The sequence below is a fragment of the Chitinophaga sp. Cy-1792 genome (genome assembly GCF_011752935.1).
Classification (GTDB): domain Bacteria; phylum Bacteroidota; class Bacteroidia; order Chitinophagales; family Chitinophagaceae; genus Chitinophaga.
This window is the reverse complement of record NZ_VWWO01000001.1, coordinates 1,022,689-1,045,520: the sequence shown is the minus strand read 5'-3', so window position 1 is coordinate 1,045,520 and position 22,832 is coordinate 1,022,689. Positions and strand designations below refer to the sequence as shown.

The following is a 22,832-nucleotide window of genomic DNA, read 5'->3' as shown; positions in this document are numbered from 1 at the left end:
AATTTTTTACAGACCAATGTTTACACCGAAAGTATAGGTACGAGGAATTGGAGAAGTACTCATATCCAAGCCTGGTTGCAGGTTTGCATTTGCTCCACTAGTATAGTAGTTCAGCTCAGGATCAGCACCGCTGTACTTAGTGATTACAAAAGCATTCTGTACCTGGAAGTAGAAACGGGCACTGTTAATGCGTGCTTTTTTCAGCAGATCAGAAGGCACAGTGTAACCTAAACCGATGTTCTGAGCGCGGATGAAGCTTGCATCCTCAACAAAACGGGAGGTAGCATTTCCAGTAAGTAACAGGAACGCATCTGAGCCATAATACATTTTTGGTACGTCAGTAACCGTGTTAGTAGGAGTCCAACGGTTCAGGATTTCCTTTCCGTTGTTCTGGAATTTCTGGTTATTCAGTGTTTCCTGACGGGTAACGTTCATGATTTTATTGCCACCTGCAAAAGAGAAGAAGATATTGAAATCAAAACCTTTGTAGTTGACAGTGTTATTCAGACCACCATAGTAGGTTGGAGTTGCCTGACCAAGGAAACGTTTGTCATCAACACCCAGGGAAGACTTAGTTACCATATCCGCTGGTTTTGAAGCGTCATAAACGTAGTATGCGTTATTTGGCACGGAAGCCTGTACAAGGGAACCGTCAGCTTTCTCATAGATTGGGTTACCGTTAGCGGCGTTTACACCTCTATATACATAACCATAGAATTCACCTACTGAACGACCTTCACGGGTTACGTTATAAGCGTAGGAGATATCTCCGTTAGCCAGTTTCTGTACCTGGTTTTTAACAAAGGTTACATTCGCAGTAGTTGTCCACTGGAAATCCCCTTTCTGAATATTGATACTAGTTACAGAGAGCTCAGCACCGCGGTTATACATTTTTCCAATGTTCATTGAAATAACGTTCGGCTTGCTGGCATTAGGAATACCGAGCGAAGGAGCAACAGGCGCCTGGAGAATCATACCATCGATGTTATTGTTGAAGTAATCAGCAGTAACGGTGATACGGTCTCTTAACAGACCCAGGTCAAAACCAATGTTAACTTTCTTACTGGTTTCGAAGGTCAGATTTGGATTGTATACCTGACTGTAAACGAAACCATTCAATGTACCGTAGTTAGCACCTGAGTAAGAACCATAGTATGGATATGCACCAATTTCCACGTTACCAACCTTAGCATAACCACCACGGATTTTCAGGTTGCTGATAACATTTGCAATGCTTCCTTCTTTGAAGAAGTTTTCTTGTGAAAGTCTCCAACCTGCGGATACACCTGGCAGATTTGCATTCTGTTTACCCGGAGGCAGTGCAGAAATTGCATCTCTACGTATAGTCGCACTCAAAATGTAACGATCTGCATATGCATAGGATGCACGTGCAAACATTGACCTGAATGCTCTCTCGATAATACCACCACCAATTGTCATTGGACTCAGTGACTTGTCGATGATGTTTTCACCACTGAAGTAAGTAGTGCTCAGGTTATTACCTTCTGCAAAGAATGATCTTTCGTTGCTTTTCTGCAATTCAAAACCAGCTACTGCATTGATGTTATGCTTACCAATGTTTTTGTTGTAAGACAGGGTATTAGCCCAGTTGTAACGGAAGCTAGGAATATACTGTTGCATAACATAACCTTTCTGACCATAACCATCACCATGTTTAGGAGACCAGTAGAGATAATCTTCTCCGTTCAGCAGGTTAATACCAAGTTGAGTTCTCAGGTTCAGCCCTTTCATCACTTCAACGTTCACAAAGGTATTACCAGTAACGTTCAGGTTTTTGCTTCTGTAAACATTATTATCTAAAGTAAATCTTGGATTCGGATATTTATCATCGATCCACTTTGAGTTAGCACCTTGACCCAGGGCATTCTCTGTCCAGTTTACATTATAGGTTCCATCTGCATTAAACACAGGAACGTTTGGCAATGCACGTAAAGCACTGGCCATGTTGTTACCGGTAGCATTTGCACTGGTATTAAACCCATTATTGGTCACATGTGCGATATTAGCATTCAGACCAACAGTTACAACATTGAATGCTTTCTGTTCAATGCGCATACGAGCCTGGTACTTTTTCTGATTGTTTCCAACCAGCATACCGTTCATATCTGTATAACCAAGTGAAAAATAGTAGTTCGTAGTTTCTGTTGCACCACTTACAGACAGAGAGTGATTCTGCTGAAATCCTGTTCTCATTACTTCCTTCTGCCAGTCGGTATCGTAGAATCCACCACCTGGTTTAGCCAACAGACGAGCTTTTGAAGTATCACTAACATTCGCAAATTTTTCATTTGCGATAGTAACAAACTCCTCTGCATTCAACAGGTCAAATTTCTTTGCTGGAGTAGCAGCAGCAAACCATGCATCATAGTTGATTTTGGCTTTACCTTGCTTACCTTTTTTAGTAGTGATCAACACCACACCGTTCGCTGCACGTGAACCATAGATAGCAGTTGCAGAACCATCTTTCAGCACTTCCATGCTTTCGATATCGTTCGGATTCAGATCACCTAATGGGTTATTAGGCGTAACACCGCTCTGGTTTCCTGTGATAATAGGAACTCCATCAATTACGTACAGTGGATCTGCGCTGGAGCTCAGTGAGTTTGTACCGCGGATACGGATACGAGCCGGCTGACCCAGTACACCACTTGCTACAGTTGCCTGCACACCACTCACCTGACCTGCCAGCTGGCGGTCAACTGAAGGAGAAGCATTGTTTTTCAGTGCAGCACCATTAATGCTGGCAATGGAAGCAGTTACGTTTTTACGTTCCTGAGTACCATAACCAACTACAACAACTTCACTCAGTGCTTTCTGGTCACCTTCCAGCACTACATTCACGCTGCTTCTGTTAGCAACGTTCACTTTCTGGACCATGTAACCAACGAAGGAAAACTCCAACGTAGCTACTTTGTCGCCAATTGTTAATTTAAACTCTCCGTTCGGGGAGGTGAGCGTACCGATACCAGTACCTGGTACCTTAACGGTAACACCAGGAAGTGCCGATCCATCTTTTGCGTCGGTTACCTTACCGGTAATCGTTCTGGATTGTGCAAGTGCCTGGAAAACACTTAGGATTGCTAACAATCCCAGGAATAACCCTTTCTTCATAAGCGATCTTGATTAGAAAAATAAAAAGTAAAACGGTGGTAGATGGATGATTTAGTGCATAGGTATGCCATTAAGCAGGTATGCTTTTATTTTACCAAGTACAATACTTTAAACTATTGAAGCCTTATTATGGCCAAAGAAAAACCAATACTACATAAGCAAAATGATACTAACTGAACTAGTCATTACAAGCAAATAATAATGTTTCTGATTCTTATGCTACTTAAAGTCTTCCCCATTACAACACTGGCTCTTTTCACATGACTGCTACAATACTATTGAAAAAAAGCTCTTGCTGAAATTCATCAGGTAAAGAGATCTCCCATAAAAACCTTCGTTTTTATGCAGATACTATCTCAATAAAATGTGGGGATTTTCTTGTTGGCAAGTTTGTTCCCTCATAAGCAATTTAGATCAATTCAATTCTTCCTTAAGCAATTAGATTTTATTGTCCTGTTGAGGAACTCCTTCCTCATTATGTGCTAGCAAATATAATGTAAAGAAAAAGTCAAAACATAACACATTCGTGTTATTATTAAAGAAATGTTAAGATTAGAAAAAGGGATATATGGAATATAATATGTAGCAATGGTTTATCCGAAGGATAAAATGTAATAGCCCTATAAACAAAAAAACCGCCTCAACTCTGTTGAGGCGGCCGTATATTAACAAAGAAGTCTGTTAATTATGTTTGATCGTAATATTGGCAGTTCCAAAGCTACCCTGATCTACAGTATTAGTCAGCGACAATATGATAGAAGTATCACATGCACTGAAGTTACCAGCACCAGAAACGGTAGGGTTAGTGTATGACGTACCAGGTAATTTGGCAGCATAAACCTGTTTTGCAACGCTGGCTTTTTGTGTCTTCACGTTAGCCTGAATAACAAATTGCGCAGTTGGAGACTGTACATATCCAGACAAAGTGAGTTTGGTAGAATCAGAAGCGCTTCTCTGCAAAGTCACCGGATAGGTATCTTCCCAGAAATCAGGATCGTCCAGAGTATACTGTGTCTGACCGGTTGTACTGGCATAGTTAGACATTACCAACGGACATACAACAGTGTAAGTAATCGCAACAACGATAACCTGGTCACCGGTGGTAGTCGGCAGTGTCAATGCATCCGCTCCATAAGGATTAATGGCAACAGAGTCTCCCTTTGCACCAATTCCGTATTGAAACTGTTTGGTTACCTTTCCATCCTGTGTAGTAATATCCAGACCAAATTTAAAGCTGGTGTTTGTTGGAACATTGTTCACGTCCAATCCGAACAAGGTAGCCAGTTGAGGCCCTGTAATACTTACATTTGTCGGGAAGGTAGTGATATCAGCCTGAAAGGTTTTGATATTATTATAGTTGTTGTTCATTACAACCTGCAGATCTGCTTTTTTAGGTTTTTCTGCATTAGGAAAATACAGACCAACCTGGAAAGCAGTTTTAAAGGTACTCATGTTCTGAATCAGCACATCACCAGTGGTGTCCTGTACCAGACTCGGCAACACACCTTCCGTGATACCATCAGGTAATTTAGGGTTGTCGTTCTTACGGCATGCATAGAAAACACAAACCGCAAGAAGCATTATAATCAAACTATTTAATTTCTTCATACTTGCAAATTTTAATGCTTTACAATGCCACTATTTATCCCAGAACACCGGATATGAATCTGGTAATTTCTGAGCCGGAGCATTTCGGTTTACGTTCAGTTCATCTGTAGGCCATGGTAATGATAACGGATATTTTCTACCGCAACTTACCGGCACTTTAGGTTGTGCGCCAGGATGGGTTGGATCACCGTTAATTGGTGGCTGGAAGAATCCTCCAGGTGCCTGTGAAGGGTTATTCGGATCAAATAACACAGGGAAACCTGTACGACGGTAATCGCTATACTGATCACAGCTAAAGCCAAAGCTCTGAATCCATTTCTGGGTCATGATCAGCTCCAGACGTGGACTTCCTGCTCCGCGGCCATCATAAACAGCCATCACTTTATCAATGTAGGTTTTTGCTTTCGCAGCATCAGTAGTGGCAAAAGAGGGAACATCCTGAGCACCTTTAGCGCGGGTAACTACTAAGTCTACCATGTTAAATGACTCCTGGATAGCGTTTTTCAGCACTGTTCTTTCATCACCGGCAACTAAGCCCGTATTGATACACTCTGCCTGCAGATAGAGTACATCTGCATAGGTAAGCATACGAAGCGGAGCTGCACCGGTAGCCGAAGTACTGGTAACAACAAGGGTATCATCACCTGCACCACCGGTTGAATAGTAGTTCTGGTCAAATCTTCCACCAACAGGGTACATACCGAATACAGTCATACTCTTATCCTGGGAACCATCTCTACCTGGGCCGCTTGAACCGAACAGGATAGAAATAAATGCACCATCACGATAGTCAGTAATATTCTGTGCAGCATCACCTGCTGTATTCTGATTAAAGAAGTAGTAAGGAATACGCGGATCTTCGATGTTATTAAACGGAGCTCTGTAACCTTTCAGGATTTCATAGAACCATGGGCTTTGATAATGAGAACGCTGCGTTGCATAGTAATCATTGTAACCAGGGTTCCTGTCATCAGGAGAAGTTCCGGCACCATAAGGCATCATGAAACTGGTAGCAGTGCTGCTAATAAGGTCTCCACCTGAAATTAAGGCAGAAACATCTGCAGATACATCTTTAACAAGACGTTGCTGCACCAGCAGTTTCAATTTGATACTTTTCGCTGTCTTGCGCCAGGAATTGATGTTACCTCCGAAGATTACGTCATCTGTCTTAGGTACAAGACCATTAGGCGTTGCAAGGTTTACAATAGCTGTATCCAGCAAAGCCAGCAGCTGCGGATAGATGTCCGCACCTTTGTCAAAGTGAGGATAACCATTTCCGTTTTCAGAAAACTGGTTAGCTTCTGAATATGGTACATCTGCAAAAGCATCTACAAACTGGCTCATGCCATATGCTTTCATCACACGACCGATACCAGAGTAAACTTTATTTCCTCCGTCATCAGCCTGTTTGATCAATACATCTGTATTCTGCAGAAACCCTATGATACCATTACCATTGGTTGCCTGTGCACTATAGAATTGTGTCCAGGCGCCGTTGATATCAAACTGGCTACCGGTTGCGCCATACTGGTCCTGCGACTCACGTACGGTTACCTGGTGCATGTATACACCCAGTACTTCCGACAGACCAATAGCACCGCGGTTACTGTTACTGTAACCAAGGCAATATGCAAGGCCTTGTTCGCAGGTAGGTAACATTTGCGGCAATGTTACTTTCGTCGGGTTATTCGGGTCTTGGTTAATATCGAGAAAACCCTTAGTACAACCAGCAGCTGCAACTAATAGTCCCCCCAATAATATGTATCTAACTTTTTTCATCGATTGAATGTTTTTCATGAATACTAGAAGGTCACTTTCAAGTTCACACCAAAACGGCGGGTTGTAGGTGCGCCAGACAGTTCAATACCTTGTGTGTTCGTAGAACCAAAGCTGCCCACTTCAGGATTGAAATGTGTGTATTTAGGCATACCTGGAGCATAGAACCAAAGGTTTCTACCTGTGAGTGTAAGGGTTAATCCACCAATCGGAGTTCTGTTGAACATAGATTTAGGGAAGTCATAACCGAATGTTAACTCACGGAAGGTATATACTGTAGCATCATAAACGTTCCACTCTGTTGCTGAGTTGATAGCAAATGACTCACCGAAATAAGACTCAAATACTGAGATCGCAGTGGTATTTGGAATTTTGTTTCCTTTGCTATCCAGCAGTGGTGTACCAGGATTATTAACATCACCATAGTAACCAGGAATGATAAGCGTCTTCTCACGATCTTTGGTATCCAGTGTAACACCACGACCCAGTAAACTACTTACAGTTACAGAGTAAATATCACCACCTCTGGTCAGATCAAACAATGCATTCAGGAAAAATCCTTTGTAGCTGAAAGTGGTAGTCAGACCTGTTTTGAAATCAGGATTCGGATTACCGATCATACCCTGGTTAGGAGATCTGATAAGCAGACCTGTTTTAGGATTGATCAGCAGATTACCTTGTGCATCACGTGCGTCTAATGTTCCTCTGAGGTAACCATAAGGCATACCTGCTTCCAGGTAAGGGCTAACCTCGTCGAGTACACCATTCAGCAACAGACGATCTACACCTGCTTTCAGTTCAAGCACCTTGCTCACGTTACGGGTGAATATCCAGTGCAGGTTCCAGGTGAAGTCTTTGGTTTTAACCGGAGTAAGACCCAGGTCTACCTCAATACCTTTGTTGGAAAGTTTACCGTAGTTATCAATTACACGTGTATAACCAGAGGATGGGCCTAAGGAGATCGGTGCAATCAGGCTGGTAGAAGTTCTCTGGTACCATGCGAAATCCAATGTGATTCTGCGGTTCAGGAATTCCAGGTTTGTACCTACTTCCACATCTTGTGTAAACTCTGGTTTCAGGTTAGCATTTCCACCTGTTGGATTCTGGATAGCTCCAGGTTGTCCCAGGAAAGGAATATTAACGGAGAATATGTTCTGCAGTTGATAAGGATCAGCATCACGGCCTACCTTAGCCCAGCTTGCACGTAATTTACCAAAGTCAAACCAGCTGCTCTTGATTTTCAAGGCATCTGTGAATACCCAGGATCCGGACACACTTGGATAGAAGTAAGAACGGTTGTTTTTAGGCAGGGTAGAAGACCAGTCGTTACGACCTGTTACAGTCAGGAACAACCATTTCTTATAGTCCAGATCGAGTTCTGCGAATACACCCCACAGTCTTCTCTGGATGAATACATCCTCAGAAGGCAGTACGCTCTTCACGTTTGTAAGATTGTATACGCCCGGAACCACCATTTGGTTACCGATCATGATGGTAGAAGTAGTCGTACGCTGGTTCACGTTATGACCAATGATACCTTTCAATCCGAAATCTTCATTTTTCAGTTTCGGTGTGAAGGTACCAATCAGGTTAGACTCGATTTCAGCGAAGCGGTAGTTCTGTTCAGTAATCTGACCCAGACCGGACGCACCACGGGAACCGATATCAATGATTTCCTTACGGGTAAGGTTATTGATGTTCGTACCGAGCTGGTAGCTGGCATTAAACCAAGGAAGGATATCGTAGTTTAATTTCAGACCTGCAACATATCTGTCAGTTTTAGTATTAACAGTATTGTGTGCAAATGACCAGAGTGGGTTATCGAATTGTGCAGTGAGTGGCGAAATCGGGTTACCATTTTTATCCTGTGTAGGATAACCGGCAATATCCCAGTTTCTGGCCAGGAACAGGTTACGGGCAAATGAAGAAGCCGCACCATCTACCTGGTTTTCACCAAACTCAGAACCCAGCTGGTTAGTGGTGCTGTAACTAAAGTTACCACTCACATTCAGACCATTCGTCAGCCTGGTGATACCACCAACAGCCATACTTCCACGGTTGAAGCTGGAGTGAGGCACATAACCATCCTGGCTCATATAGGAAGCAGTAGCGCTTACAGAGGATTTTTCATTTCCACCATTTGCACTTACTGAGTTTTCAGAGATGAAACCTGTACGGAAGAGATCTCTTACGTTATTTGGGATCGCTTTATAAGGAATCATATATCCTTTAGGATATAATTCAGGATAAGCAGTCTGATAATCCTGCCAGATAGGAACTGAATCCAGGCCCTGGCCAAAAGGAGCACCCCATGAACCATTGGATGCTGCATTGTAGACAAACCTGCTACCAGCACCATAAGAGTTCTGGTATTTAGGATAGCTGGCTACAGTTTCAAATGCGATAGAGGAGGAATAGGTTACTTCAGTTTTTCTCTTAGAGAGTGTTGAAGAACCGGATTTGGTAGTAATTACTACCGCACCGTTAGATGCTCTTGAGCCATACAGTGCAGCAGCAGCAGCACCTTTCAGTACGGTCATTGTAGCAATGTCATTCGGGTCGAGGGAGGACAGACCACTTGAGTAAGCACCACCACCAGAAGTCTGAGAAGAGGTCGTAATCTGGTCATTGTTGTAAGGAACTCCATCCACTACAATCAGTGGCTCGTTATTTCCGAAGAAAGAGGTGTTACCACGGATGTTAATACGGGTAGCGGCACCTGGTGTACCTTGTGAAGTTCTGATGTCAACACCCGCAACTTTACCTTGCAGGCCTTTTAACATATCAGGTTCTGATTTCTGCGTAATCTGATCAGGTTTTATGGTAGCAACGGAATAACCCAATGCTGCCTCGTTCTTTTTCAGACCAACTGCAGTTACTACAACTTCACCGAGTTGTTTTTTGTCGGCTTCCAGCGCGACATCGATAGTGTTGCCAGCAGCAACTGGTACTTCCTTGGATAAATACCCCACAAAAGAGAAGACTAGTGTGGATCCGGATGGAACTCCATTCAATTTATAAGTTCCATCTGCAGTAGTGAAAACGCCCTTGGTAGTGCCTTTAATCACAACGGTAACACCGGGAATAGCAGAGCCGTCTTTAGCGTCACTAACTTTACCGCCGATCGTTCGGGTCTGTGCAACTGAATTAAGCACACAGCCAAACACGAACAGCCAAAGTAGTAGCTCTTTTTTCATAAGCGACTTGGTTTTGATTGACTAATAAAAAAGAAGTTAACAGGTTTTAAAACTATGTAACACGCAAAAAACCAATACTATATAACTACTGACTATAGCTATATAGATATAATTATTTCATTATATTAAACCATCTAAATAAATGTTAAATAACAGGTTAATAACAAGAATATAACGAATTTGTTGCCCCTAAGCAAATATATAACTATATTTTTTTAATTCAAATACAAAAACTTTTCTTGATAAAAATACTTTAACAATTTTTTAATTTATAAATATATGTTAAAACTTCATAAAAAATATATAAAATCTGCATAAAAAAAGGGGCTCCGCTTTCGCAGAACCCCTCCTGAGTTATAACACGCTTACTGTTATTCGTATCCTTCATTCTGCTCAATACCAGGATTGGTATTTTTCTCCGCCTGCGGAATAGGCCAGATCAAATTGGTTGCATTCGCACCAAATGAACATGGCGCAGTAATCGCCAGCGGATTACCACAGAAGTTCCTGTTTACACCACGCCCATTTCTCAATAAATCAAAATAACGGTGACCTTCAAACATGAACTCTTTACGACTTTCAGCCAGAACTGAATCCAATACCGCATTTGGTGCCACACCAGACAATGGCTTCAGATTCCTCTTCTCTCTGATTACATTCACATCTGCAATCGCTGCATCCGGATTAGTGCTGCTGTTTGCTTCCGCACGTACCAGGTACATTTCCTCCAGACGAAGCAATTTAGGACTGGTTAATCCATCCTTGCCATCCTGAATAGTAAACTTGGCATTAAGGAATTCGTGCGAATAAGCCTCAAAATAAACATTACGGCTATCGCTGCTATCCAATGTGGTATAAAGGTCTGGCGACACTCTCACATCACCATAGCTATACATCTGGTACATCGCTCCCATGTCATTTGAACCGGTTGCCTCAGAAGCCATAAAACGAAGTGTGAAAATTTCATCCGCAGTTCCTGGTGTGCTATAGAATTCAATGGAAGATCCCTGAATCTGATATCCCGCATTGATTACATTCGTTGCTTCTGTAATAGCATTTGCTTTATCGCCCTTATACAGGTAAACTCTCGCCAGTAAAGCGGAAGCCGCATACTGACTTGCTTTGTATTTAGTGCCGATACCTATATTTTTCAGCAATGACTTCGCCTGTGTCAGATCAGCTATTACCTGATCATATACTTCCTTAACGGTGTTCCGGCCAGGAGTAGCTAATTCATATTTGATCTTAATCGGAATACCTGCCTGTGCACCATTACCTTGTGCATATGGACGCGCAAATACATTCACCAGATCAAAATGCATCAGGGCACGCAGAAAAAGCGCTTCCCCTTTGATACGGTCTTTATCATCCTGTGACGCATTGATATTATCAACAGCTTCAAGAATCCTGTTTGCACGCATGATTCCTTTATAGGCTGAAGCCCAGAAATCTTCCACATCTGCATCTGCTGTCACATAATCATGACGAAAACTACTCAGGAATCTGTTACCGTTGGTGGTAGAAATATACCCATTATCTGCGTTCAACTCGGTCATAACCCAATAGTTACGGCCATAGTACGCTGTTTCCTGAAGCACATCATAAACACCACCCAACGCTGTATTAACACCATTCAAGTCAGATAATGCCTCTCCTGCTTCCACAGAATCATATGGTTTAACATCCAGTTTATTACTGCAGGACTGCATAAACAAACCTGCTGCAACAAGCGCGATTATATATTTTTTCATAAAACTTTTCTCCTTTAATAGATTTTACAAAGTGATATCAACTCCGAAGCTTACACTTTTACTTACTGGATACTTGAAGAACTCATAGCCAGTATAGTCGATCTCAGGATCCACACCAGAATAACCGGTAATAGTCAACAGGTTCTGACCCTGTGCATAAACACGTATATTCTGGATCTTCGCAGCTTTTAACCATGTTTTAGGCAGGTTATAGCCTAAGGTTACGTTACGCAGACGGATGTAGGAGCCATCTTCCAGGTAGCGGGTGGATAAAGCGGTCGAGTTGTGATTACCACCTGCAATTGGTTTAGGCCTGGATGCACTCTGTCCTGGTGTTGTCCAGTAATCAGTTCCTGCTGAAACATTATAGTTCCAGTTCATACGATAACCATCTGCATCACCATATCTTGCGGTACCGTTCATCACCTGGTTACCCTGCGAAGCGTAGATAAAGGCAGAAAGAGTGAAGTTTTTGTAGTTGAAAGTATTGTTAAACCCTAATGTAAACTTAGGCATAGTAGAACCAAATGTTCTGTAGTTGGCCTTGTTGATATCATTGGTGGTTGTTCCGTCAGCTTTGTACCACAGCGGGTCCCCGTTGTTAGGATCAACACCTGCCCACTGTTTCAGGTACCAGGTATATGCAGGCATGCCCACTCTGTTAATTGTACCAGTGTACGCAGTACCATCATAATCAGTAGGGTTTACAATGTCCTGACCATCATACAGCGACAGAATCTTGTTTCTGTTCATGGCAAAAGTCACGTCTGTACTCCACTGGAAGTTTTTATGCTCGATATTTCTGGAAGACACACTTGCCTCTATACCCTTATTGGCAATGCTACCAACGTTCTGGGACATAGTTGCAAAACCATTGGTCATTGAAATCGGTAACTCCTGTAACAGGTTGGTATTTTTCTTATAATACAGATCAACAGAAGCTGTCAGCCTGTTTTCGAAGAAGCCCATATCAATACCTAAGTTGGTATTGCTACTTTTTTCCCATGTCAGGTTTGGATTTCCAATAGTAAATGGTCTGCTGGAAGGAGAACCATTATAAGCGATATCATATTTATACAATGCCATTGCCTGGTAGTTACCAAAATTGGCATTACCACTGGTACCTTGGCTGGCACGGATCTTCAGATCAGAGAAGACATGCTGGTCTTTCATGAACGACTCTTCGATAATACGCCATGAAGCACCCAATGCATAGAAGGTCGCATATCTCTTATCAGCACCAAAACGGCTGGAACCATCTCTTCTTACTGACCCTGTTATGTAATACTTACCATTGTAGGTATAGTTCAACTGACCCAGGTAAGAAAGGAAACGATAATCATAAGCGTTACCGCCTACAGACTGAGGTGTGGAAGCCGCATCCAATACACGGATCCGACCATTGGCAAAACCAGTACCATCAGAACTGAAACCTTCAAAATGAGTAGGTGCATACTCCATCATAGCCAGGTAATCAAACTGGTGCTTCTCGCCCATGTTGAAGTTACCACTGAGGGAGGTCTGTGAAGTAATGGTTCTGTTAGTCTGATTCGCTTCATATAAATAACCGGCAGATGCAGGATCTGTAGCAAAACCATCATGTGTGGTAGGATCCTGGTAGGTTTTCTGATGCGCCATGATCAGATCACCGGAAACTGTCTGGTTAAATTTCATCCAATCGAAAATTCTGTAATTCAGGTAAAGTTTACCCAGTCCACGGAAGTTTTGGTTAGTATTACCATTTCTTGCAGCAGAATACAGGAAGTTATCTTTGGTAACTGAATTAGCCTTCCAGTAATCTTCCAAACCTGTATACAGATCGCCATTAGGCTGATATGCCGGCAGAAGCGGGCTATTAGCGAAGCTACCCATCAGCGGGCTACTGTAGCGGTTACCCGCATCGGAGTTTTTAGTATCCGTGTAAGACAGATTCAGGTTCATTCCGATGTCCAGACGATCACTTACTTTATGCTGGATATTAGACACTACAGAATATCTTTTGATACCAGAGTAAATCAAAGCACCATCCTGGCTGAAATAACCACCGGAAAGGAAGTATTTCGTTTTGTCATTACCACCGCTTGAATTGATCTCATAGTTCTGGGTGCGTCCATTCTGAAATGCAGCATCTCTCCAATCAGTGGTGTGTTTCAGAAGAGAATCCGGCACCGCAGCATCAATCTGTTCCTGAGAATATCCTGAGTTAGCCAGTACCATTCTTTTGTAATCAAAAGCCTGCTGTCCGTTCATTTGTTTCCAGTTACCAAAGCTTGGAGACTGAAAACCATACTGTGCTTTGAAATTTACTTTTGAAGTACCTGCTTTACCTTTTTTGGTAGAGATCACGATAACACCATTAGAACCACGTGCACCATACAGCGCCAATGCAGACGCATCTTTCAGCACAGTCACATTTTCGATGTCATTCGGGTTCAGGTTCGCCATGATGTCACTGCTCTGAGATTGTACATCATAGTTAAACTGACCGTTATTCATGATGATACCATCAATAACGTACAGTGGACCAGCACCTGCACTCAGGGAACCAATACCACGAACAGTAACCTTCTGCACAGAACCAGGCTGACCGGACGCAGATGAACTTACCACACCAGGAGCACGGCCCTGAAGGAGTTGGTTCACATCCGGCATTGGTACGTTTTCCAATTGCTTGGAACTAACTTCAGCAATTGAACTCACCGCTTTCTTACGGTCTACCTGCGTATAACCGGTAACTACAACCTCACTCAGTTGCTTGTCGTCTGATGCAAGTTTCACGTTCAATACTGAACCTGACGCAATAACTTCCTGTTTGGCAAATCCCACGAAAGAGAATACCAGCACAGTTTTTTCATCATCAATGTTGATTTTGTAAGATCCATCCACTCCGGAGGTGGTACCTTTACTGGTACCCTTGATCTGGATGGTTACACCCGGAACAGGAGTACCGTCCCTTCCGTCAGTAACTTTCCCCGATACTGTGCGACTTTGCGCAAAGACCTGACCGCCAATGCATAGCACGGCCAGGAGGAGAAATAACACTTTCCTCATAAGCATGTTTGTTTCCGTTAATAAAAAATCATCACTACAGTACACGGCCCATCCGTGTCTGAATACAGTCCAGGTTAAACAGAATTTGTGATCGATAATTAGGCGAGAAAGTTTGTCCGTTGGCTATGGCTAAATGTATTATACCTCAAAAATGACAATCGCTAAGAAATGTACTTCTTTGTTATGATTTTTTTAATAAACCAAACAAAGAAGTAATCATCCTATTTCTCACAAGCAGTTTCCTTAATAATTTTTCAATCAGTGCCAAATATAGGAAATTATTAACAAAAAGTTAAAGTATTAACTAGTTCAATAACATGCCGATAACAAAGCTTTAACTTTTCTATAACTTATAATTTAATTTTATGCTTTCTAATTAGATGATTGTCAGTATAAAAAACACATATAGTTAATTATTTAACTAAAAAGATTGTTAAACTTTTCATGTGACAACACACAAAAAAGCCCGGCTGACGTCCAGCCGGGCCAATGCCATTAGGTTAGAAAATAAAATCAGGATAATGTAAGTGGATATGTTTTTAACAACTCCAGTAATACCGTAAACAGATCATCGCTACGGTAATTGAAACGGAATTCACACTCTTTCAAATGCAAATAAGCCGTATTTCTGTTCAGCCCCTTAAACTTGGCTAAACGATGCTTGGTAAGCCCCCAGAAGGCATCTACCTCGTCCATCTGTGGTGTGCCGCTCGCATCCGATGGCTTGGAACCCAACCGGTACAAACGATACTGACCCAAATCAACAACTCCCGTGTAATGACGCAAACGCTCTGTAGTTCCTATCTTCTCCAGAACTGATCTGCCCCGGGTAGCCGCATGGATCATTGATCTGCTGACATCAGGAAGAATCTCTGTATACAACCGGTCTGCCGATTTAACAATCCCAAAGATAACAGGCTTCACCGCCTTGTCTACCTCGGTCTTTACAGCAACCAACGTATCCTCTTCCTGCTCTGAACGAACCATCAGGTCCCGCTCAAATATCGCTGCTACAGGTACAGCTACCGGATGCATCGTCTCACAATAACGTGCAATCTGGCTTCTTAATTTCTTCAGGTAACTGTTGATCGTTACCCGGCTGACGCCACTGATATTCGCTATCTGCGTGGCAGTAAGATCATCGGCAAACAGCCGTAAAATCTCCTTAAATTTCCGCTCAGACAAATGAGCGCCCTTTAAGTATTTGTTTTTCATGAACTAGTGGTTAGAATGGCATTATAAACCTCTAACTTTTTTATGTGGATATATACCTGTTTGTGATGAACGGTAAATATGACGGATAAACGTTTTTTACTAGATTACTTTATACATTTTTTTTGTCCAGTCCCCCCTTTTGTATTAAGAAAATGTAGAATTTCATCCACATGAAAACAATAAAAAAGGATGGCCAACGGCCATCCCTTACCTATAATGAGTTCTATACAGACTACTCCTTATCGCCCACTCCCAGCTTATCCATAGGCATATCCTCCGCCTCATCCACCATTTTCAATTCCTGCTTTTTATTCGCCTGCTTCAACAATGCCTTCTCCATCCACAACAACAATGCCGGCAGTATAGTGAGGTTTGTCAGCATCGCTACAATTAACGTAAGGGAAGTTAGCCACCCTAACGCCTTTGTTCCGCCAAACTCCGAGAAACTGAATATCATAAACCCTGCAAACAATATCAACGAAGTATAAATAATACTCAACCCCGTCTCATGTATCGTCTGCTTAACAGTCTCGGATATATCCAGATTATGATGCGGTAACTCCTGCTTGAAATTCACCAGGAAACGAATCGTTACATCTATTGCTATACCCAATGCCACACTGAAAACCAACACCGTAGAAGGTTTTAACGGAACACCTACCCAACCCATCACACCGGCAGTTACCACCAACGGAATAATATTTGGCACCAATGATATAATCAGCATCCGCCACGACCTGAATAAATACAGCATACATCCCATGATCAGCACAAAAGCCAATAAGATACTCTCTGTCAAACCACTGATGATAAATCGCGTACCCTCCTGGAAAATCACACTGGTCCCTGTAAACGTCACAGTATATTTACTACTGTCGAAAATCTTATCCACCTTAGGCTTCAAGGAATCCAGCAATGCAGGCAGACGCTTTGATCCTACATCGGCCATATTCACACTCACCCTCGCTATCTGCTTCGTACTGTCCATAAACGAGGATACCAGCTTACTGAAAGTACTGTTAGCACCCGCCGCTCCGGCCGCCGGCGCTTTCATACGCAGGTACGGTGCAAGAAATCCAAGGTCAAACTGGTTAGGAACCGCATAGTTACTGCTGTCGCCATTATAATACGCCTGCTTCGCAAATTTAATACCTTCCACTACCGACAAAGGACGTGCAAAATCAGGCTGCGCCGCTATCAGCTGCGTCAGCTCATCCAGCTTGTTCAACGTCTGCAAATTCACCACACCATTCTTTCGCTTCGTGTCTACCGCAATCTCCAACGGCATCACACCCTTGAAGTTTGCTTCAAAAAATTTCAGGTCCGTATACAACTTGTCCGTATGCGGAATATCATCCAGCATATAGCCTACAGACTGTAATCTCGTCATACCTATAATTGCCGCAATCACCATAACTCCGGTAACTACGTAGACGGATGTACGATATTTAAACACCAGCGTTGTAATAAAGTCGAGCAATTTTTTAATGAACCCACTCTCCCTGTAAGAGATATGTTTCAGCTTAGGCGCTGGCAGATAACTCAGTACTGATGGCAACAATATAAAGGAGATCAGGAATATGAACATAATGTTCAAACCCGCTACCACACCGAATTCCTTCAGAATAGCACTGTTGGTAAAACAGAAAACACCAAAGCCAATCGCAGCAGTGATATTGGTAAATAATGTAACAATACCCATACGCTGGATCATCGTCACCAATGCTCTTTCCTTATTCTGGTGCTTCGCATATTCTGTATGATATTTACTGATAAAATACACACAGTTAGGAATCCCAATTACCACTATCAGCGAAGGTATCAACCCCGTCAGTAAAGTGATTTTATAACCCATCAGTACAATGGTTGCCACCGACCAGATTACACCAATCGCCACTACCACCATCGACATCAATACTGACCCCAATGACCTGAAAAATAAAAACAGGATCAAACCAGTCAGCAGAAAAGATATCTTCAGAAATAATTTCAGTTCATCTGCGACCTTAACGGCCATGACTGTACGAATTAATGGCAAACCACTTAACCGTACCGTTGTATGCTGCTTCTCTTCAAATGCTTTTGTGATCTTATAGATAGAATCTACTACTGCCGTACGTTTGGGAGAATTGAACACATCTTTGTTTACATAGATGGCCATCAGATAAGCCTGTGTTTCCGGGTTATACAACAGGCCCTTATAAAACAGCAACGTGTTAAAAACGTGCTGTAAACTATCAATCGTTTCCTGGCTGGAAAGATCCCCTTTAAACAGCAATCCTGCCTCCAGTTTCTTGGTGCTGTCATTCTTCGTAAGATTGATCGCCATCGGCACACTCAGGATATTTTCAACAGCATGTACCTGCTTAATATCTTTATTCAGCTGAATGTAATCCCGGAAGAAATCTCTCTGAAAGAATTTATCTGTCTGCACACCCAGCACCATCATATTCCCATCTTCTCCAAACTTCTTTTTAAACTGCTGGAACTCGAGAAATTTTGGATTATCATGCGGAATGGTAGCCACATAATCATAGGACATCTGTACTTTGCTGGCGAAGTATGCCATTACGCCTGTTGAGGCCAACAAAATCAGTAAGAGTGTGAAGCGATATTTAAGCACAAAGCCGGCTAAACGTTGCCACATGAGGATTTTTCAATTTAGTTTAGTAAGGGCGTAAAGGTAATTAAAATAGCTATTGGCTGTTAACCGCCACCTTTTAGCTAAATTGCATGCTTTACTCCATGTTACATAAAACCAACGGCATAGTTTTACGTACCGTCAAATACGGCGACACCAGTCTGATAGTCAGTGTATTTACTGAACTGTTCGGGTTGCAATCCTATATTGTAAATGGTGTAAGGTCCAGCAAGCCCAAGGCTGCCCGTGGCAACCTCCTTCAGCCTGGAAATATCCTGGAATTGGTGGTTTATCACCAGGAAATCAAAAATCTGCAGCGCATATCGGAGTTCAAACTTGGCTTCATCTTCAATTCCCTGCATTTCAATATTGTAAAAAATACGGTCGCACTCTATATGATCGAGCTGCTGCAGAAAACGCTGAAACAACCGGAACAGCACCTGGAGCTGTATTATTTTGCAGAAAACGCACTGAAAGTACTCGACACCGCCGAAATGCCGATAGCGGCAAATCTGCCCTTATTCTTCACATTAAAAGTAGGGGAGTACCTGGGCTTCAAATTGAACGGCAGGTTCTCTGAATATACGCCTTACCTCGACCTCCAGGAAGGGCATTATATCGATTTACCACCACATCACATCCATCACCTGGACCCAGCCGCCAGCGAGCTGACAGATGCCATCTCTCAATGTACCGATGCGGCACAACTGGGTAAAATTGCTATGAATAAGGAGAGAAGAAGAAAGCTGTTGTACGCTTACCTGGAGTTTTTCCGGCTTCACCTGCCGGATTTTGTGGAGATGCAATCACCTCCGATACTTCACGATATTTTAGACGCCTGAATTTTTGATGCTTCACGCGCTGCCGCTTCACCAGACGCTGTAAGGAATTTCAACGTAGTTGTTTCCCCGTCAAATACAGCATAGGAGAAGTAGTTCAGCCAGTCACCCAGGTTGATGTAATGGCTGTTTTCGCCTACTTTCAGGTCAAGCGGAAGATGCCTGTGCCCGAAGATGAAATAATCGAAATGTTCTTTTTGTAAAACCTCTTTTGTGTAGATGGCCAGCCATTCATTTTCTTCACCGAGATAATGCTCCAGGCTTTGCCCGGTGGCAGCACGGCTTTTGCGGCTGAAGTAGTTGGCAAGAGAGATGCCAATAGCAGGATGCAGAGCGGAAAACAGCACCCGGCATAACGGGTTGCGGAATATTTTTTTCAGGAATTTATAGCCATGATCACCGGGGCCGAGGCCATCGCCATGGCCAATATAGAAACGTTTTCCGGCAATAGTATATGTTTGCGGTTCATAGTAAACAGGGATATCCAGTTCGTCTTCAAAATAGCCGTTCATCCACATATCATGGTTGCCGATGAAAACAGAAATCCCTATTCCTTTATCGCGGAGGTCCGCCAGTTTTCCCAGGATACGGATATATCCTTTCGGAACTACATGTTTATATTCAAACCAGAAATCAAAAATATCGCCTACCAGAAAGATATGTGCGGCATCTTTCTCCGCATCTTCCAACCATTTGATGATCGTCCTTTCTCTTTCTCTGCTGGCAGTAGCATTAGGTGCTCCCAGGTGAAAATCGGAAGCAAAATATATTTTCTTATTGGCTGGCAGATTAATATCCATGCTAAAAATTATGAAGCTGTTAGCAGATAGCGGCGGCATAGTTTGTCACTATCCGGCAACTACCTGCTAACAGCTAAAATATTATTTGTTAGTCGTCTACTAAGAAGACGTATACTTCTTTGGGTCCGTGAATACCCACGACCAGTGTCTTTTCGATATCTGCAGTGCGACTAGGCCCTGTTGCAAAAGAAATGGCGGACGGAAGGTCATTGCCATATTTATCTTTCAGCTTGTGGAGCGCATCTTTCAGATCAAAAACGAGTTGGTGGGTGTAGGCAATCATGACATGTACCGGCGTATATACGGGCAAAGCACGGCCGCTGGGCTGTGCAGCGCTTAATACAACGGTGCCGGTACGTGCTACCAGGTACTCACAATCTGTGATGGCAGCATCTGCTTCATGCATAGAGCCCTGGTTCAGACAAGGCAACTCATCCTGATGAATATACTTCAGGATAGAAGGCGTCTGGCAGAATACATTATGCCATTCCTTATTATCACATAAAGCACGCAGATTTTCGATGAGTTCTGTTTTACCGGAGCAGAATACAAATTTTCCCTGCAAGCGGGTAAATTCTTCCGCGAACCTGATTTCCATTCCTTCGCTTTCAGCTTTAAAAACAGCAGTGTTGCCCTCCGAGTTAGGGAAGGGCAACTGTACTGGCTGACTTAAAGCATTTCGTACTCGCTTCAGAATATTTTCCTTGGCAGGAGAAATCTTCATATTACTAATTACGCGTTAGCAGGTGATGGTGATGGATTGATGATATCTGTAGGTTGAACGCCATCTGAAGTAAGACCATCAGCAACATGATGTTCCTGTTTGGTATCATACGGACGTTTACCGATCAGTCTTTCCAGATCTGCCTGGTACAGCACTTCGCTTTTCAGCAGTTCCTTGGCCAGGATTTTCACCTGTTCAAGTTTATCTGTAAGCAGGGCTTTAGTTCTGGCATAAGCCTGGTCGATCAGTTTTCTAACTTCCTCATCGATCATTTTCGCTGTCTCCTCAGAATAAGGTTTGGTGAAAGACTGATCGCTGTTAGGATCGTAGAAAGATACGTTACCTACTTTATCATTCATACCGTAAACGGTTACCATTGCATAGGCCATGCGGGTGATTACCTGCAGGTCGTTCTGTGCACCGGTAGAGATTTTGCCGAATACGATTTCTTCTACAGCACGGCCGCCGAGGGTCATACAGATGTCGTCCATCAGTTGCTCGGTGTTGTAGAGATATTGTTCTTTAGGAAGATACTGAGCATAACCCAGTGCTGCCACACCGCGAGGAACGATCGTTACTTTCACGAGTGGGTTAGCGTGTTCCAGGTACCAGCCACAGATAGCGTGACCCGCTTCGTGGTAGGCAATTACTTCTTTCTCTTCCGGAGAGATGATTTTGTTTTTCTTTTCCAGACCACCGATTACGCGGTCTACCGCATCGTTGAAGTCATCCATTTCCACTTCAGTTTTGCCTTTACGGGCAGCGATGAGGGCGGCTTCGTTACAAACGTTGGCGATATCGGCACCGGCAAAGCCAGGTGTCATAGAAGCCAGTTTCTTAATATCCAGGTTTGGAGATGTTTTAATTGGCTTCAGGTGTACGGAGAAGATCTGCTCTCTACCTGCCAGATCCGGCTTGTCAATAGAGATCTGACGGTCGAAACGACCAGGACGCAGCAATGCGCTATCCAGTACATCCGGGCGGTTGGTAGCTGCCAGGATAATGATACCGCTGTCAGTTCCGAAACCATCCATTTCAACGAGCAGCTGGTTGAGGGTGTTTTCACGCTCATCATTGCTCATCATTACGTTTTTACCTCTGGCACGGCCGATTGCATCAATCTCATCGATGAAGATGATACATGGTGCTTTCTCACGGGCCTGTTTAAACAGGTCGCGTACACGGCTGGCACCCACACCTACGAACAGCTCCACGAAATCGGAACCGGACATAGAGAAGAAAGGTACCTGTGCTTCACCTGCCATCGCTTTGGCGAGGAGGGTTTTACCAGTACCCGGAGGGCCTACCAGTAACGCACCTTTTGGTATTTTACCACCCAGAGAGGTGTATTTCTTTGGATTTTTCAGGAAATCAACGATTTCCATTACTTCCACTTTCGCTTCGTCCAAACCGGCAACATCGTTGAAAGTAATGTTTACGCGGGTACCTTTATCAAAAAGGGTAGCTTTAGACTTACCGATATTGAAGATACCACCCGGTCCACCGCTGCCACCAGCAGGGCCACCCACTTTTCGCATGAGTAATACCCATAAACCAATAATCAGCAATAACGGCACCAGCAACTGTATAAATGGTTCAAACCAGCTCGTTCTTTCGTCATAGCTGATCTTGACCAGGTTCTCAGGAGCTACGCCTTCCTGGGCTTTGTCGATATCTTTCTTGAAACTTTCCTCGCTACCTATGGTAAAACGGAAATGAGGACCAGCATTTTCTCCACCAAACTTACTTTTAGATACGTCTTTAAATTGCGGGTCTTTTAATTTGTCTTTCTTTATGTAGACTTCTACATATTTCTTGTTTACAACGACCAGCCTGTCCACGTCTCCAGGTTTCAGGTATTTAACCTGGAACTCCTGGAAGCTGATCTCCTGGGGGTGAGATCCAATATCCATGAAATTCATCGCTAACAGGGCAAGGCCAATAAAGGCATAAACCCAATATATCGTGAACCTAGGTCCTTTCTTAGGCGATTTGTCTGAACCCCTGTTGAAGTTATTGCCTCCTTTTTCCATAATCTTTCGCTCCTTTACGGATGTTTATTGCAATCAGAATTATATATAAAATAATACAGAACCAA

12 protein-coding genes are annotated in these 22,832 nt (G+C 43.1%); 1 reads left to right on the top strand and 11 read right to left on the bottom strand.

Annotation, left to right across the window (positions count from 1 at the left end):
• Positions 1-6: 6 nt before the first annotated feature.
• The 8 genes from F3J22_RS04325 to F3J22_RS04290 all read right to left on the bottom strand — a co-directional run bounded on the left by F3J22_RS04325 (position 7) and on the right by F3J22_RS04290 (position 18,377).
• The gene (locus F3J22_RS04325) at positions 7-3,132 is read right to left on the bottom strand and encodes a TonB-dependent receptor (protein WP_167014646.1); all 3,126 of its coding nucleotides are present in this window, start codon (positions 3,130-3,132) and stop codon (positions 7-9) included.
• A gap of 681 nt (positions 3,133-3,813) precedes the next feature.
• Positions 3,814-4,740: a hypothetical protein gene (locus tag F3J22_RS04320; RefSeq protein ID WP_167014644.1), complete on the bottom strand. Its 927-nt coding sequence runs from the start codon at positions 4,738-4,740 to the stop codon at positions 3,814-3,816.
• A 30-nt stretch (positions 4,741-4,770) separates the two neighbouring features.
• The gene (locus F3J22_RS04315) at positions 4,771-6,519 is read right to left on the bottom strand and encodes a SusD/RagB family nutrient-binding outer membrane lipoprotein (protein ID WP_167014642.1); all 1,749 of its coding nucleotides are present in this window, start codon (positions 6,517-6,519) and stop codon (positions 4,771-4,773) included.
• Positions 6,520-6,542: 23 nt separating this feature from the next.
• Complete coding sequence (locus tag F3J22_RS04310) at positions 6,543-9,713, bottom strand: SusC/RagA family TonB-linked outer membrane protein (protein ID WP_167014640.1); 3,171 nt, start codon at positions 9,711-9,713, stop codon at positions 6,543-6,545.
• A 371-nt stretch (positions 9,714-10,084) separates the two neighbouring features.
• Positions 10,085-11,464, bottom strand: a complete 1,380-nt coding sequence (locus F3J22_RS04305; protein WP_167014638.1) for a RagB/SusD family nutrient uptake outer membrane protein — start codon at positions 11,462-11,464, stop codon at positions 10,085-10,087.
• Positions 11,465-11,488: 24 nt separating this feature from the next.
• A complete protein-coding gene (locus F3J22_RS04300; RefSeq protein WP_167014636.1) occupies positions 11,489-14,515 on the bottom strand; it encodes a TonB-dependent receptor in 3,027 nt (1,008 codons plus the stop codon).
• 513 nt (positions 14,516-15,028) lie between these two features.
• Positions 15,029-15,730, bottom strand: a complete 702-nt coding sequence (locus tag F3J22_RS04295; protein ID WP_167014634.1) for a hypothetical protein — start codon at positions 15,728-15,730, stop codon at positions 15,029-15,031.
• A 232-nt stretch (positions 15,731-15,962) separates the two neighbouring features.
• Positions 15,963-18,377, bottom strand: a complete 2,415-nt coding sequence (locus tag F3J22_RS04290) for an RND family transporter (protein WP_167014632.1) — start codon at positions 18,375-18,377, stop codon at positions 15,963-15,965.
• A 98-nt stretch (positions 18,378-18,475) separates the two neighbouring features.
• Here F3J22_RS04290 and recO point away from each other — a divergent pair, with 98 nt between their 5' ends.
• Positions 18,476-19,213, top strand: coding sequence for a DNA repair protein RecO (gene recO, locus F3J22_RS04285; protein WP_167014629.1), 738 nt, complete (start codon positions 18,476-18,478; stop codon positions 19,211-19,213).
• Here recO and F3J22_RS04280 read toward each other — a convergent pair.
• From F3J22_RS04280 to ftsH, 3 genes are all read right to left on the bottom strand, one after another.
• On the bottom strand, positions 19,192-20,010 hold the full coding sequence (locus F3J22_RS04280; RefSeq protein WP_167014627.1) for a UDP-2,3-diacylglucosamine diphosphatase: 819 nt from the start codon (positions 20,008-20,010) through the stop codon (positions 19,192-19,194). The genes recO and F3J22_RS04280 overlap by 22 nt on opposite strands.
• An 88-nt stretch (positions 20,011-20,098) precedes the next feature.
• Positions 20,099-20,734 carry a lactate utilization protein gene (locus F3J22_RS04275; protein ID WP_167014625.1) on the bottom strand — a complete coding sequence of 212 codons (636 nt, stop codon included), beginning with the start codon at positions 20,732-20,734 and terminating at the stop codon, positions 20,099-20,101.
• A gap of 8 nt (positions 20,735-20,742) precedes the next feature.
• Positions 20,743-22,767: an ATP-dependent zinc metalloprotease FtsH gene (gene ftsH / locus F3J22_RS04270; protein ID WP_167014623.1), complete on the bottom strand. Its 2,025-nt coding sequence runs from the start codon at positions 22,765-22,767 to the stop codon at positions 20,743-20,745.
• Between the last annotated feature and the right edge of the window lie 65 nt (positions 22,768-22,832).

Excerpts from the sequence above, each read along its gene's own strand:
- recO (WP_167014629.1), top strand. The coding sequence starts at position 18,476 with ATGTTACATAAAACCAACGGCATAGTTTTACGTACCGTCAAATACGGC.
- F3J22_RS04320 (WP_167014644.1), bottom strand. The coding sequence starts at position 4,740 with ATGAAGAAATTAAATAGTTTGATTATAATGCTTCTTGCGGTTTGTGTT.
- F3J22_RS04325 (WP_167014646.1), bottom strand. The coding sequence starts at position 3,132 with ATGAAGAAAGGGTTATTCCTGGGATTGTTAGCAATCCTAAGTGTTTTC.
- F3J22_RS04275 (WP_167014625.1), bottom strand. The coding sequence starts at position 20,734 with ATGAAGATTTCTCCTGCCAAGGAAAATATTCTGAAGCGAGTACGAAAT.
- F3J22_RS04290 (WP_167014632.1), bottom strand. The coding sequence starts at position 18,377 with ATGTGGCAACGTTTAGCCGGCTTTGTGCTTAAATATCGCTTCACACTC.
- F3J22_RS04280 (WP_167014627.1), bottom strand. The coding sequence starts at position 20,010 with ATGGATATTAATCTGCCAGCCAATAAGAAAATATATTTTGCTTCCGAT.
- ftsH (WP_167014623.1), bottom strand. The coding sequence starts at position 22,767 with ATGGAAAAAGGAGGCAATAACTTCAACAGGGGTTCAGACAAATCGCCT.
- F3J22_RS04315 (WP_167014642.1), bottom strand. The coding sequence starts at position 6,519 with ATGAAAAAAGTTAGATACATATTATTGGGGGGACTATTAGTTGCAGCT.
- F3J22_RS04295 (WP_167014634.1), bottom strand. The coding sequence starts at position 15,730 with ATGAAAAACAAATACTTAAAGGGCGCTCATTTGTCTGAGCGGAAATTT.
- F3J22_RS04300 (WP_167014636.1), bottom strand. The coding sequence starts at position 14,515 with ATGAGGAAAGTGTTATTTCTCCTCCTGGCCGTGCTATGCATTGGCGGT.
- F3J22_RS04305 (WP_167014638.1), bottom strand. The coding sequence starts at position 11,464 with ATGAAAAAATATATAATCGCGCTTGTTGCAGCAGGTTTGTTTATGCAG.
- F3J22_RS04310 (WP_167014640.1), bottom strand. The coding sequence starts at position 9,713 with ATGAAAAAAGAGCTACTACTTTGGCTGTTCGTGTTTGGCTGTGTGCTT.